Below are 13,440 nucleotides of genomic sequence, written 5' to 3' on the forward strand. Positions count from 1 at the left end.
TCTCGCTCTATTCAATCCAAACCGCTCGTTCTAGTTTTGTCACGCGCATCACCCGAAACCGGTTCCCGCTTTCGGAAGACGTGCTCTAGTAACGGCGGATGAGACCGACGAGCTTCCCCTGTACGCGAACACGGTCAGGGCCGAATATCCTCGTTTCATAAGCGGGATTTGCCGCTTCCAGAGCGATGGAGGCACCCTTACGGCGAAAGCGCTTCAAGGTTGCTTCTTCATCATCGACCAGAGCTACCACGATCTCACCGGGATTTGCGGAATCTCCGCGTTTGATGATTACCGTGTCTCCGTCGAAAATTCCGGCATCGATCATTGAGTCCCCTTTGACCTCAAGCGCGTAATGCTCGCCCGCGCCGATCATTTCTGGCGGGAGACTGAGGGAGTGGGTCTGATTTTGAATGGCGGAGATCGGCACACCCGCAGCTATTCGTCCCATGACCGGTACGGATACCGTAGCCGACGTGTCGTCATTGGTAGCTACCGGGGCAGGGCGAGCCGGTGGAGGGGGGGGCGGCGCTTTGCCAAGACTACCTTCGATCACGCTGGGAGCGAACTTCTTTTGGGCATTGAGCCCAGGAGCGATTGAATCCGGCAACCGCAACACCTCAAGCGCACGCGCCCTGTTGGGCAGGCGGCGGATAAAGCCACGCTCCTCCAGAGCAGTGATCAGACGATGGATACCCGATTTTGAAGCCAGATCGAGCGCTTCCTTCATCTCGTCGAAAGAGGGAGGAATGCCCGTTTCCTTCAGACGTTCGTGAATGAACAGCAGAAGCTCGTGCTGCTTACGGGTCAACATGCGCGACACCCTCCCGGCCAGGAATCGAGAAAAACAAAACCAGAACGAACACTATATGTTCCAGTCTTGTTCTGCAATGGTTTTAAAATCGTTAATGCTCAAAACAAGGAAAGATGGGATGTTCCGGCGCTGCATTTCTGCCACCGGAGTGGGTGGGACGACATTCTGAATAATATATATCCCACCGGGGCTTAGGGCGAATTCCTCATGTTCGGATGAGGCGTTGCCGCTATAGCATCAGAACTCGGCAATCATCGCCACTAGCGGCAGCGGGAGCGTTCTCACCCCTGATGATAAGCGCTTTTGAGCGGACGAGGGCCGACAGCATGGACGAATCCTGCACCGGGAAAGGCGACGCGACCAGCGTTCCATCCGGTCCTGATTCGAGGGTCGCCCGGATATAGTCGCGGCGATGATCGTTAGCTGGCAGGGCAACACCCAGCTTTGCCGGACGGATGTCGGCGTCAAGGCTGGTGCCGGCAAGCTTCGCGACAAGCGGCCGGAGAAAAACAAGGCTGCACACCAGGCTGGAAACAGGATTGCCCGGCAAGCCGATAATATGGACGATCTTGCCATTCACCTCGATCCGTCCATGCATCAGCGGTTTGCCGGGCCGCATGGCGATCTTCCAGAAATCGAGGTCGACGCCCAGTTTCTGCAGCGCGCCATGGACAAAGTCCCTGTCACCGACCGAAGCTCCGCCGATTGTGACCAGAACGTCGACGCCGCTTTGCAGGCTATCTTCTATTGCCTGCTCTATTTTAGCGGGATCATCGGGAATGATCCCCTTATCTTGAGAAGTCCCGCCGGCTCGTCTTACGATCTCGGCAATTCCAACACTGTTCGATGCAACGATCTGGTCTTTTCCGGGTATCTCGCCCGGAGCAACAAGCTCGTCGCCGGTGGCGATAATGGCTACCGTGGGCTTTTTGAATACGTCGATTTTCGCATTGCCGCTGGCAGCTGCCAGCGACAGTGCAGCAGCATCCAGTTCACGGCCTGATGAAATGACTATGTTGCCCGGCGAAAAGTCCAGGCCTGCGCGGCGTATATGCCGTCCCGGTTCCATGCCTTTATGGACGATCAGCCGGTTGCCTGAGCGCTCGGTGTGCTCCTGAATGACGATTGTGTCCGTACCGTTGGGAAGCGGCGCGCCGGTGAAAATGCGGACTGCCTGTCCGCTTCTCAATTCGCCTTCGAAGCGATTGCCCGCTGCCGACTGGCCGATGATATCGAACTCGGCAGGATAGGAGATGTTGTCCGGCGCGATCAGGGCATAGCCGTCCATCGCCGAACCGTCAAAAGGCGGCTGCAGAAAATGTGCCAGCACGGGTGTTGCAACGACACGCCCACCAGCATCTGACAAAGCGATCTGCTCAGTGCCGCGCGGTTCCGCCGACTTCAGAATGCGGGCCAGTGCTTCATCGACCGGGAGAAGGGACATGGCGTTTCCTCTCGAACTGAATTTCTGCCCCGTCTAAACCATAAAAAACGATTGGCAGAATTGATCCAAAGCAAAGTCAGCAGCATATCTGGAAAAAGCGGTTTATGCCGTCCAGTCGCCTGATTTGCCGCCGCTCTTTTCGATAACGCGAATGCCGCCGATCTCCATATGCTTGTCGACCGCTTTGGCCATATCATAGATCGTGAGGCAAGTAACTGAAACGGCGGTGAGCGCTTCCATTTCCACGCCGGTGCGTCCCTTCAGCCTGGCGAGCGCACGAACGCGCAGGCCGGGCAAAGTGCGATCCGGTTCGATTTCGACCGCGACTTTGGTCAGCATCAATGGATGGCAGAGGGGAATAAGGTCCGAGGTCTTTTTCGCTGCCATGATGCCTGCCAGACGCGCAGTGCCGATGACATCCCCCTTGGCCGCATTGCCTTCCAGAATGAGCGCCAGCGTTTCCGGCTTCATTATGACCGATCCTTCGGCCACAGCTTGACGGTCTGTCTCGTCCTTGCTCCCAACATCTACCATGTTGGCAGCGCCACTCTGGTCGATATGGGTGAGTTTGGAGACCATCGGTCAGGCCTTGCCGGTCAGAAGTTCGCGGGTCGCCGCTGCAACATCTGCCTTGCGCATCAGGCTTTCCCCGATGAGGAACGTCCCGATCCCCGACTTTTCCAGCCGCAGACAATCTTCGTGTGTGAAGATGCCGCTTTCCCCAACCAGCAAACGGTCGGAGGGAGCCATTTTCGACAGGCGTTCGGAAACGGCGAGATCGACCTCGAATGTACGCAAATTGCGGTTGTTGACCCCGAGCAGACGCGACGACAGTTTGAGTGCGCGTTCCATCTCGGCCTCGTCGTGCACTTCGATGAGAGCATCCATTCCGAGCTCGAAAGCGGTTTCTTCGAGCGCTTTCGCCAGATCGTCATCGACGCTGGCCAGGATAATCAGAATGCAGTCAGCGCCCCAGCTGCGGGCTTCATGCACCTGATAGGTATCGAACAAAAAGTCTTTGCGAAGTGCCGGCAGGCTACATGCGTTGCGGGACGCCGTCAGAAATTCTGGCGCTCCTTGAAGGATGGCGCGTCGGTCAGCACGGAAAGACACGCCGCGCCACCAGCCTCGTAGGCCTGTGCAAGGATGGGCGGGTCGAAATCAGGACGAATAAGGCCTTTCGAAGGGCTCGCCTTCTTGATTTCGGCTATCAGGGCGAATTCCCCAGCCGCGCGTTTCGCTTCCAATGCCTTGAGAAAACCGCGCGGTGTTTCCTGATCCTGAGCGCGTGCTTTCAGATCTGCCACGCTACGCTCGGCCTTGGCGGCGGCGATTTCGTCGCGTTTGTAAGCCTCAATCTTGCGCAGAATATCGGTAGACATAGCTTGATCCTTTCCGTCAGGCGGTGTTGTCGTTTGAAACGGCAATCACCTTCTGCAAAACACCAAGTGCGGCACCGCTATCGATGGATTGCGCCGCCAGTTCGATGCCTTCTTTCAAATCTTTCGCCTTGCCAGCAATGACGAGCGCCGCGCCCGAATTGAGCAACACGATGTCTCGATAGGCGTTTTTATCGCCTTCAAGTACACCTAGCAGAGCCTTCGCGTTCACGGCAGCCTCGCCGCCTTTCAGTTCCGCAGGATCGCAACGGCGAAGCCCGACTTCTTCCGGCGTGATTTCAAAAGTACGGATTTGATCCTTCTCAAGAGCCGCAATCTGCGTCGTGCCTGTGGTGGTCATTTCGTCGAGACCATCGCCGTAGACAACCCATGCCGCTTCGGAACCCAGTTCCTTGAGCACTTCGGCCAAAGGTACGAGCCATTGAGGCGCGAACACTCCGACGAGCTGACGCTTGACGCTGGCCGGATTGGAAAGAGGTCCAAGCAGATTGAAGATGGTACGCGTGCCGAGTTCGACCCGTGAAGGGCCGACATGGCGCATGGCGGAATGGTGCATCGGCGCAAACATGAAGCCAAGGCCAGCTTCGGTGATGCTGCGGCCGATCGTGTTTGCATCGGCTTCGATATTGATGCCGAGCGCGGCGAGCGCATCGGCGGCACCTGAGCGAGAGGAGAGGGCCCGGTTGCCATGCTTGGCCACAGGGACGCCGGCGCCAGCCACGACAAACGCCGAGCAGCTTGAAACATTGTAGGAGCCGGACTGGTCACCGCCGGTTCCGACGATATCGATTGCATTGTCGGGAGCGGAGACTCCAAGCATGCGGGAGCGCATGGAGGCGACGGCCCCAGCGATCTCCGGTACTGTTTCACCGCGTACACGCAACGCCATCAGCAATCCACCTATCTGCGATGGCGTTGCTTGGCCAGACATCATGATGTCGAAGGCGGCCCTGGAATCTTCCAGCGAAAGCGGCTCTCCAGCAGCAGCTTTCGCAATATAGGGTTTTAGATCAGCCATTTTGGATGCCCACCGTCCCTAAAACGCCAAAGCGTTGTTGATGACGGTCTGATTTATCTTAACGGGGTACTGCTTCTGCAATTCACCGACGAGCTGTTCAAGGATGTCATCCGAGAGTGAGGTCGCCAGATATTTCTGCTGCTGTTCCGGAATGGCTTCCGGGCCAGCTGCGGCAGGTTCGGTTACTTCCGTAACCTTGAACAGGATCTGGGCATCATCCGAAGGTGCGGCAGCGCTGCCGGTGAAGCCATTTGCTCCGCGGAAAATCTGCGCTGCGGCAGCGGTTCCGATATCGGCATCATTGGTGGTGCGGACAACACCGCGCTTGGTTTGCTTTTCGACACCCAGTTCGGAAGCGATCGTGTCGAGTGTCGCGCCGCCATCGAGACGCTTCTTCAATTCTTCCACACGCTGGTTGAGGCGCTTAACGGCCTCTTCTCCCTTCCAGGCAGCCACAACCTTATCCTTGACTTCATCAAGCATACGGTCACGGGCCGGGGTGATCCCATCGACCTGATACCAGAGATAGCCGACATTGCCCATGGTCAGGGCGTCGTTGTCAAAACCCTGATCGGCCTGAAAGGCTGCTGCAAGGAGTGCTTCCGAGTTCGGCAGCTGGACAGGATTGCCGGAAGGATCGTTGCCTTCGGCGTCAACGGCTTCGACGGTGACAGTTTTCAGGCTCAGTTTCTTAGCCACATCTGCCATGGATGCGCCATCGGAGCGTTCCTGCTCGTAGGAGTCATGAATTCCGCTGATGCTGCTCGCTGCGATATTGTTCGCAAGGGTGGTGCGAATTTCGCCTTCGACTTCGGTCAGCGGCTTTACATGAGCCGGTTCGATCTGCGTTACGCGCAGGATGACGGGACCGAAGCTTCCCTTTACGACTGGGCTAACACCATTCTCCGCCAGCGCAAATGCTGCATCGGCCACGGCCTGGTCGGGAATAGCGGATTTTTCGAAGGTGCCGAGCTTCAGGTCGTCTTCGGTTTTGCCCTGTTCCTTACCGATGTCAACGAAGCTCGTTCCAGTGGCAATTTTCTGTTGGGCAGCTTCAGCCGCTGCGTCATCGGCAAAGTTCAACTGCTCGATGGCGCGCTTTTCGATTGTACCGAAGCGATCCTTGTTCTTCTCATAATACTCGCTGATTTCTTCCTGCGTGACGGCGGACGGATCGGCAATGTCAGCCGGCTCCAGCTTCACATAGGTTATCTTACGGTATTCCGGCGCCTTGTACTCGTCTTTGCGCGCTTCGAAATAGGTCTTGAGCGCATCGTCGGATGGCGCGGGGACGGCATCGGCTTTTTCCGCCTGAATGGTAACATAGTCGACGCTGCGAGTTTCACCCTGATACAGAGCCAACGCCTTCAACGCTGCATTCGGTAGCTTGATGCCATCCGTGGCAGCTTCCACGATCTGCTGGCGGCGGGCGACTTTGGCGCGGTTGTCGAGATAGTCCTGCGCACGAATGCCCGATTGACGAAGAACTGCGTCGAACTGAGCGCGATTGAAGTTGCCGCTTGCATCATGGAAAGCCGGATCCTCACCCGTCAGTCGCGCAATTCCGTCCTTGGAAAGGCCAAGCTGCATGTTGCGCGCGCCTTCATCTAGAACTACACCGGCTGCGAGTTGGGCAAGCACCTGGTTTTCGACGCCGAGCGTTTTTGCCTGTTCGCGCGTCAGGCGCTGGCGGAACTGCTGGGACAGACGCATCATCTGCTGCTCATAGGCAAAGCGATAATCAGTGGCGCTGACTTCAGAGCCCCCGGCCGTCAAAGCGGCATTGCCTGACAGGCCGCCGCGAAAGACATCGGAGATGCCCCAGATCGCAAAGCTCAGTACAAGCAGGCCAAGCAGAAGTTTGGCGACCCAGGATTGAGCGGCGGAACGCAGGCTGTCGAGCATTGGAAACCCTTCAAGAACAAAACGAAGCTCGGCTATTATGGATAGAGCCAGTCAGGGGATAACCTTAAGCCAGCCCTATATGCAAGGTCTCATTGCAAGTAGGAACCTAAGAACATTTGCATTGCGGCACGAATACGCTTAGTCAGTGGCAAATTTTGGCGCTGATCCGCTTTCAAGGCGCGTGATCACGCCTGCTGTTTCGAACAGGCGAGGAGAATGAAATGACTCCGGGAATCCGTCCGCTGGTTGCTGGCAACTGGAAGATGAATGGAACGGGAGAATCCCTGACCGAACTGCGTGCGATTGCTGCCGGCCTGAGCTCTGATCTCGGCCGCAAGCTTGATGCAGTGATCTGCGTGCCTGCGACGCTTCTTTCCCGCGCGGCGGAAACGCTCGAAGGTGAGACCGTTGGTCTCGGTGGTCAGGATTCCCACCATAAAGTGTCTGGCGCGCATACGGGCGATGTCTCGGCCGAGATGCTTAGGGAAGCAGGCGCCACACATGTCATTATCGGACATTCCGAGCGCCGAACTGACCATTACGAAAGCAATGAGGTCGTTCGCGCCAAGACCGAAGCCGCCTGGGCCGCGGGACTGATCGCCATCGTGTGCGTGGGCGAGACTGCCGATGAACGCAAAGCAGAGCGCACGCTGGATGTAATCGGCGAGCAGCTTGCCGGTTCCTTGCCCGACGGTGTCAATGCGGAGAATACCATCATCGCCTATGAGCCAGTCTGGGCAATTGGCACAGGCCTGACACCGACGGTGCAGGACGTGCGCGCTGCGCATGCTTTCATGCGTGAGCAACTGATTGAACGTTTCGGCGCGAAAGGTGCCCATCTTCGGTTGCTGTATGGCGGTTCGGTCAAGCCTTCAAATGCATTGGAATTGCTTGGCGTCGCGGATGTGGACGGCGCGCTTGTCGGCGGTGCGAGCTTGAAGGCTAACGATTTTCTCGCCATATGCGAAACCTATCGTAATTTGTAACCGGCGTCTCACGTCTGTCTATCTTGGTCTCGGGGCTTGGATTATCGGACAATAGCGTGTAAAGAGCCGCTCTAGTTTTAGGGATGTAAAGACCGTAACCCATGCAGACCGTACTCATTGTCATTCACTTGTTGATCGTGCTGGCGCTTGTCGGCGTTGTGCTCATCCAGCGCTCGGAAGGCGGCGGCCTTGGCATTGGCGGTGGTTCGGGGTTCATGACGGCTCGCGGTGCTGCGAACGCGCTGACCCGCACGACGGCCATTCTTGCGATTGGTTTCTTCGCCACGTCGCTTATCCTCGGCATCATGGCTCGCTACGGGGAAAAGCCTACCGACATCCTCAACCGTATTCCGGCAGCAACCGGTAGCCAGACGGCCCCGGCTGGTGGAAACGGCGGCGGTATTCTTAACCAGCTGGGCGGTGAGTCTTCACGCCCGGACGCAAATCAGGCAGCACCTGCGGCTCCAGGCGCCGGTGCGCCGGCAACGCAGCCTGATGCCGCGCAGCCACAGGCTCCGGCTGTTCCGGAAACCCCGGCCAATCCGGTTCCAAGCTCGCAATAAAACGCGCAGCGTGAATTGAATGCGGAAACCGGCCCTTGTGGCCGGTTTTCTTTTTGTTAACCACCAAGCCGCAAAGTGTTGCAGCTAGGCAATAGGCTGCGCCGAATCGCATTGCAGAACGGTGGCAGCGAATTGAGAACCGGATCGCTTTGCAGTAAGCAGGGCGAAAGTCTGGTCGCAATTAATGCGGCAGGCGTTTCTCCCTTGTGCTTGATTTTTCGGGAACCGAACATGTTTTCACGCCGTATTCTGATGGCAGGTATTGCAAGTCTCTGCATTGGGGCGACTGCTCCGGCATTTGCAGCTTCGCCGGTAAGCGCTGAAGCGCAGCTCAACGAAGCTGCCGCATCCGTTCAGCAGGTAGCGCTTTCAAGCGACACCAAGGCCAATCCCGAAAAGCCGAAGAAGAAAAAGGCTTCCAAGAACGGCAATGCGGTTAAAGCCAACAAGTACAACATTGATCCCAAGTTCCGGGCGCAGGAAGTAGCATTCACCGGCTATAAGCCCGGCACGATCGTGATCGACCCGAAACAGCGTTTCCTTTATCTCGTTGAAACGTCGTCGACGGCTCGCCGCTATGGCATTGCTGTCGGCAAGCAGGGGCTGGAGTTCAAGGGCACCGGAACAATCAACGCGAAGCGTGAGTGGCCGCGCTGGATTCCGACCAAGGAAATGATCGAGCGCGATCCCGCCCACTATGGTCGCTTCAAGAACGGGATGGATGGTGGTCCGGGCAACCCGCTTGGTTCCCGCGCCCTCTACCTGTTCCAGGGAAACAAGGATACCTATATCCGCATTCACGGCACTGTGCAGCCCTGGACCATTGGAAGCTCGGCTTCGAACGGCTGCTTCCGCATGATCAACGAGGATGTGATGGATCTATATGAGCGCGTCGGACTTGGCACCGAAGTGGTTGTTCTCTGATCTGCAATTGACTATGTGAAAGTGGCCGGGCTTCGGGCTCGGCCTTTTCTTTTGCGCATTCATCATTTCGGAAGCTGTGGATTTCGAGCTTCGACATGGCTTTATGTGAAGATGGGCGCTAGAGAGTACAAGCGTATTCGCTCCGGGGTTTCTGGCTCCGGTTTTTCTTTGTGCAACGACGATTACCGCCTGGCTCCGGTGAAAAAACACCACCGGGGTGCATTTTTTTGTGGCGGAATCAATCAAGAAAGTCTAACGAGATAAGCCCATGGCGCGATATGTATTCATCACTGGCGGCGTGGTTTCTTCCCTTGGAAAAGGCATAGCTGCCGCAGCTCTGGCTGCACTCCTTCAGGCACGTGGTTACCGCGTGCGTATCCGTAAACTCGACCCTTATCTGAATGTCGATCCCGGCACTATGTCGCCTTACCAGCATGGTGAGGTGTTCGTTACTGACGATGGTGCCGAAACCGACCTTGATCTGGGCCATTACGAGCGGTTCACCGGTCGTCCTGCCAACCAGCAGGACAATATCACGACCGGCCGTATCTACCGCAACATCATCGAAAAGGAACGCCGCGGCGATTATCTTGGCGCGACGGTTCAGGTCATTCCGCATGTGACCGACGAGATCAAGAACTTCGTCCTTGAAGGCAACGAAGATTACGATTTCGTGCTTTGCGAAATCGGCGGCACGGTTGGCGACATCGAAGCCATGCCGTTCCTCGAAGCAATCCGACAGCTCGGCAATGAACTGCCACGCGGAACAGCGGTTTATATCCACCTGACCCTGATGCCTTATATTCCAGCTGCGGGCGAACTGAAGACCAAGCCGACCCAGCATTCGGTCAAGGAGCTGCGCTCTATCGGCATTGCTCCGGATATCCTTCTGGTTCGTGCTGATCGCGAGATTCCGGAATCGGAACGGCGCAAGCTTTCATTGTTCTGTAATGTCCGCGAAAGCGCGGTCATTCAGGCGCTCGACGTGGCCACGATCTATGACGTTCCGATTGCCTATCATAAGGAAGGTCTTGATTCGGAAGTCCTGTCTGCATTCGGTATCGATCCGGCTCCAAAGCCACGCATGGATCGCTGGGAAGAAGTTTCCAACCGGCTTCACAATCCGGAAGGCGAAGTGACCATTGCCATTGTCGGCAAATATACGGGTCTCAAGGATGCGTATAAGTCGCTGATCGAAGCGCTTTATCACGGTGGTCTCGCCAATAAGGTGAAGGTCAACCTCGACTGGATTGAGGCGGAAGTCTTCGAAAGTGAAGACCCGGCTCCATATCTGGAAAAGGTTCATGGCATTCTGGTGCCTGGCGGTTTCGGCGAGCGTGGTGCGGAAGGCAAGATACTGGCGGCGAAGTTTGCTCGCGAACGCAAGGTTCCTTACTTCGGCATCTGCTTTGGTATGCAGATGGCCTGCATTGAGGCTGCGCGTAATCTCGTTGGCATCGAAAACGCCTCTTCGACCGAGTTTGGTCCGACCAAGGAGCCGGTTGTTGGCCTGATGACCGAGTGGCTGAGGGGCAATATGCTTGAAAAGCGTGCAGCGGCGGGCGACCTTGGCGGTACGATGCGCCTTGGCGCATATGAAGCAGCATTGAAGCCGGGCTCAAAGATCGCGGAAATCTATGGCTCGACCGATATTTCCGAGCGCCATCGTCATCGCTATGAAGTCAATATTGACTACAAGGAACGTCTGGAAACTGCCGGGTTGAACTTTGCAGGCATGTCGCCGGATGGTGTTCTGCCTGAAACAGTTGAATATCCTGACCATCCTTGGTTTATCGGTGTTCAGTACCATCCCGAACTGAAATCCCGGCCGTTCGAACCACATCCGCTCTTCGCTTCCTTTATCGAAGCGGCAATCGAGCAGAGCCGTCTGGTCTAAAACTCTAACGCGCCTTTCGGGGCGCGTTTTCGTTTCGGCATTCAGGATGCGGTCTTGTTTTCAACCTGCCTTTACGCCAGATAAGATGCCGGAAAGCATCCAATATTGAGGTTCACGTTATGGCCACTGCCAATTCATCCGTAAAAATCGGAAACGTTACTTTTTCAAACAGTGCGCCATTTGCCCTGATCGCAGGTCCATGCCAGATGGAAACGCGTGAACACGCTTTCGAGATGGCAGGACGTCTCAAGGAAATGACCGACAAACTCGGCATCGGTCTCGTCTACAAGTCGAGCTTCGACAAGGCTAATCGCACCTCCTTGAAGGCAGAGCGCGGTATTGGTCTCGAAAAGGCGCTCGAAGTCTTTGCCGACCTCAAGAAAGAATTCGGTTTTCCAGTACTGACCGATATCCATACGGAAGGGCAATGTGCTGAAGTTGCTCCCGTGGTTGATGTCCTGCAAATCCCAGCATTCCTCTGCCGCCAGACCGATCTGCTGATCGCTGCGGCAAAGACTGGACGCGTCGTGAACGTAAAGAAGGGCCAGTTTCTGGCGCCGTGGGACATGAAGAATGTTCTTTCCAAGATCACGGAAAGCGGCAATCCGAATGTACTGGCGACAGAACGCGGCGTTTCTTTCGGCTATAATACGCTTGTTTCCGATATGCGTTCCTTGCCGATCATGGCTGCCCTTGGTTCGCCGGTTGTGTTCGATGCGACTCACTCGGTCCAGCAGCCAGGCGGGCAGGGCGGTTCGTCGGGCGGACAGCGCGAGTTTGTTGAAACACTTTCGCGCGCGGCCGTTGCTGTTGGCGTCGCGGGGCTGTTCATCGAAACGCATCAGGACCCCGATAACGCGCCCTCCGATGGTCCCAACATGGTGCCGGTGGATAAGATGCCCGCACTGCTCGAAAAGCTCATGGCTTTCGATCGTATCGCGAAGGGGCTTTAAACAGTTCTCGGAGAATTTAGAAAGGCGGGGGATTTTCCTCCGCCTTTTGTTTCGCTAAGGCTTAGAAACCGGCCCGGTGGATAATCTTTTCTGAAATGTCTGCAAAGTTTCGGGATTATGCGCTAAGAAATGGCCGCATCGGATTTGTTAAGCGCCTCGCGCATATGGCGGGGCAATCTATAGGGAAGGACTGGTTCCTATGACTGCAATCATCGACATCGTCGGTCGCGAAATTCTCGACAGCCGCGGCAACCCGACCGTCGAAGTGGACGTTGTGCTTGAAGATGGCTCTTTCGGACGCGCGGCGGTTCCGTCCGGCGCATCGACTGGCGCACATGAAGCCGTAGAATTGCGCGACGGTGGCGGCCGCTATCTTGGGAAGGGCGTGGAAAAGGCCGTTGAAGCGGTCAACGGCAAGATTTTCGACGCGATTGCCGGCATGGACGCAGAAAGCCAGCTGCTTATCGACCAGACGATGATCGAGCTCGACGGCTCGGCCAACAAGGGCAATCTCGGCGCCAATGCAATTCTGGGTGTTTCGCTTGCCGTTGCCAAGGCTGCAGCCCAGGCAGCCGGTTTGCCGCTTTACCGCTACGTCGGCGGCGCAAACGCCCATGTCCTGCCGGTTCCCATGATGAACATCATCAATGGCGGCGCACATGCCGACAATCCGATCGATTTCCAGGAATTCATGATTCTTCCGGTCGGCGCTTCGTCCGTTCGTGAAGCTGTTCGTTATGGTTCGGAAGTTTTCCACACGCTCAAGAAGCGCCTCAAGGATGCCGGTCACAACACCAATGTCGGCGATGAAGGCGGATTTGCTCCGAATCTGAAGAATGCCCAGGCTGCCCTCGATTTCATCATGGAGTCGATTGAGAAGGCTGGCTTCAAGCCGGGTGAAGATATCGCTCTTGGCCTCGATTGCGCGGCAACCGAGTTCTTCAAGGATGGCAACTACGTCTATGAAGGCGAACGGAAGACGCGCGATCCAAAGGCTCAAGCCAAGTATCTCGCCAAGCTCGCCAGTGACTATCCTATCGTCACCATCGAAGACGGTATGGCTGAAGACGACTGGGAAGGCTGGAAATATCTGACCGATCTGATCGGCAACAAGTGCCAGCTCGTTGGCGATGATCTCTTCGTCACCAATTCGGCCCGGCTTCGCGACGGTATCCGCATGGGCGTCGCCAACTCGATTCTCGTGAAGGTCAACCAGATCGGCTCGCTGTCCGAAACGCTTGATGCTGTCGAAACCGCTCACAAGGCCGGCTACACTGCTGTCATGTCGCACCGTTCAGGTGAAACCGAGGACTCAACCATTGCCGATCTCGCGGTTGCCACCAACTGCGGACAGATCAAGACCGGCTCTCTGGCTCGCTCGGACCGTACTGCAAAGTACAACCAGCTTATCCGCATCGAGGAAGAGCTTGGCAAGCAGGCGCGTTATGCTGGTCGCAACGCCCTGAAATTCCTCTAATTTTTCGCAACGAATCATACAATGGGCGGGCTTCGGTCCGCCTTTTTTCGTTTTGGCTCTAT

At 56.4% G+C, this 13,440-nt stretch carries 11 protein-coding genes and 1 pseudogene; 6 read left to right on the forward strand and 6 right to left on the reverse strand.

Annotated features, from left to right (window positions below; all coding sequences use genetic code 11):
* Positions 1 to 85: 85 nt before the first annotated feature.
* From lexA to ACS5UA_RS02675, 6 genes and pseudogenes are all read right to left on the reverse strand, one after another.
* Positions 86 to 811, reverse strand: coding sequence for a transcriptional repressor LexA (gene lexA / locus ACS5UA_RS02650; protein ID WP_006470537.1), 726 nt, complete (start codon positions 809 to 811; stop codon positions 86 to 88).
* Between the two features lie 229 nt (positions 812 to 1,040).
* Positions 1,041 to 2,255 carry a molybdopterin molybdotransferase MoeA gene (locus tag ACS5UA_RS02655; protein ID WP_021585229.1) on the reverse strand — a complete coding sequence of 405 codons (1,215 nt, stop codon included), beginning with the start codon at positions 2,253 to 2,255 and terminating at the stop codon, positions 1,041 to 1,043.
* Between the two features lie 102 nt (positions 2,256 to 2,357).
* On the reverse strand, positions 2,358 to 2,834 hold the full coding sequence (gene moaC, locus ACS5UA_RS02660; RefSeq protein ID WP_021585228.1) for a cyclic pyranopterin monophosphate synthase MoaC: 477 nt from the start codon (positions 2,832 to 2,834) through the stop codon (positions 2,358 to 2,360).
* A gap of 3 nt (positions 2,835 to 2,837) precedes the next feature.
* A pseudogene (trpC, locus tag ACS5UA_RS02665) lies at positions 2,838 to 3,637 on the reverse strand (indole-3-glycerol phosphate synthase TrpC).
* A gap of 16 nt (positions 3,638 to 3,653) precedes the next feature.
* Entirely contained in the window at positions 3,654 to 4,673 is a 1,020-nt protein-coding gene (trpD, locus tag ACS5UA_RS02670) for an anthranilate phosphoribosyltransferase (protein WP_021585226.1), read from the reverse strand.
* A gap of 18 nt (positions 4,674 to 4,691) precedes the next feature.
* Positions 4,692 to 6,578 (reverse strand): peptidyl-prolyl cis-trans isomerase, encoded by a 1,887-nt coding sequence (locus ACS5UA_RS02675; protein ID WP_021585225.1) that lies wholly within the window; start codon positions 6,576 to 6,578, stop codon positions 4,692 to 4,694.
* 221 nt (positions 6,579 to 6,799) lie between these two features.
* Between ACS5UA_RS02675 and tpiA the strand changes: the two genes are divergently transcribed.
* The 6 genes from tpiA to eno all read left to right on the forward strand — a co-directional run bounded on the left by tpiA (position 6,800) and on the right by eno (position 13,378).
* A complete protein-coding gene (gene tpiA, locus ACS5UA_RS02680; protein WP_021585224.1) occupies positions 6,800 to 7,564 on the forward strand; it encodes a triose-phosphate isomerase in 765 nt (254 codons plus the stop codon).
* Positions 7,565 to 7,665: 101 nt separating this feature from the next.
* Entirely contained in the window at positions 7,666 to 8,127 is a 462-nt protein-coding gene (secG, locus tag ACS5UA_RS02685) for a preprotein translocase subunit SecG (protein ID WP_021585223.1), read from the forward strand.
* A 231-nt stretch (positions 8,128 to 8,358) separates the two neighbouring features.
* Positions 8,359 to 9,051 (forward strand): L,D-transpeptidase, encoded by a 693-nt coding sequence (locus ACS5UA_RS02690; protein ID WP_006470535.1) that lies wholly within the window; start codon positions 8,359 to 8,361, stop codon positions 9,049 to 9,051.
* 268 nt (positions 9,052 to 9,319) lie between these two features.
* Entirely contained in the window at positions 9,320 to 10,948 is a 1,629-nt protein-coding gene (locus tag ACS5UA_RS02695; protein ID WP_006466926.1) for a CTP synthase, read from the forward strand.
* A gap of 119 nt (positions 10,949 to 11,067) precedes the next feature.
* Positions 11,068 to 11,901, forward strand: a complete 834-nt coding sequence (kdsA, locus tag ACS5UA_RS02700; RefSeq protein WP_021585222.1) for a 3-deoxy-8-phosphooctulonate synthase — start codon at positions 11,068 to 11,070, stop codon at positions 11,899 to 11,901.
* Positions 11,902 to 12,100: 199 nt separating this feature from the next.
* Entirely contained in the window at positions 12,101 to 13,378 is a 1,278-nt protein-coding gene (gene eno / locus ACS5UA_RS02705) for a phosphopyruvate hydratase (RefSeq protein ID WP_021585221.1), read from the forward strand.
* The last annotated feature ends 62 nt before the right edge of the window (positions 13,379 to 13,440 follow it).

The sequence above is a fragment of the Brucella sp. RRSP16 genome, assembly GCF_052246815.1.
GTDB lineage: Bacteria > Pseudomonadota > Alphaproteobacteria > Rhizobiales > Rhizobiaceae > Brucella > Brucella intermedia.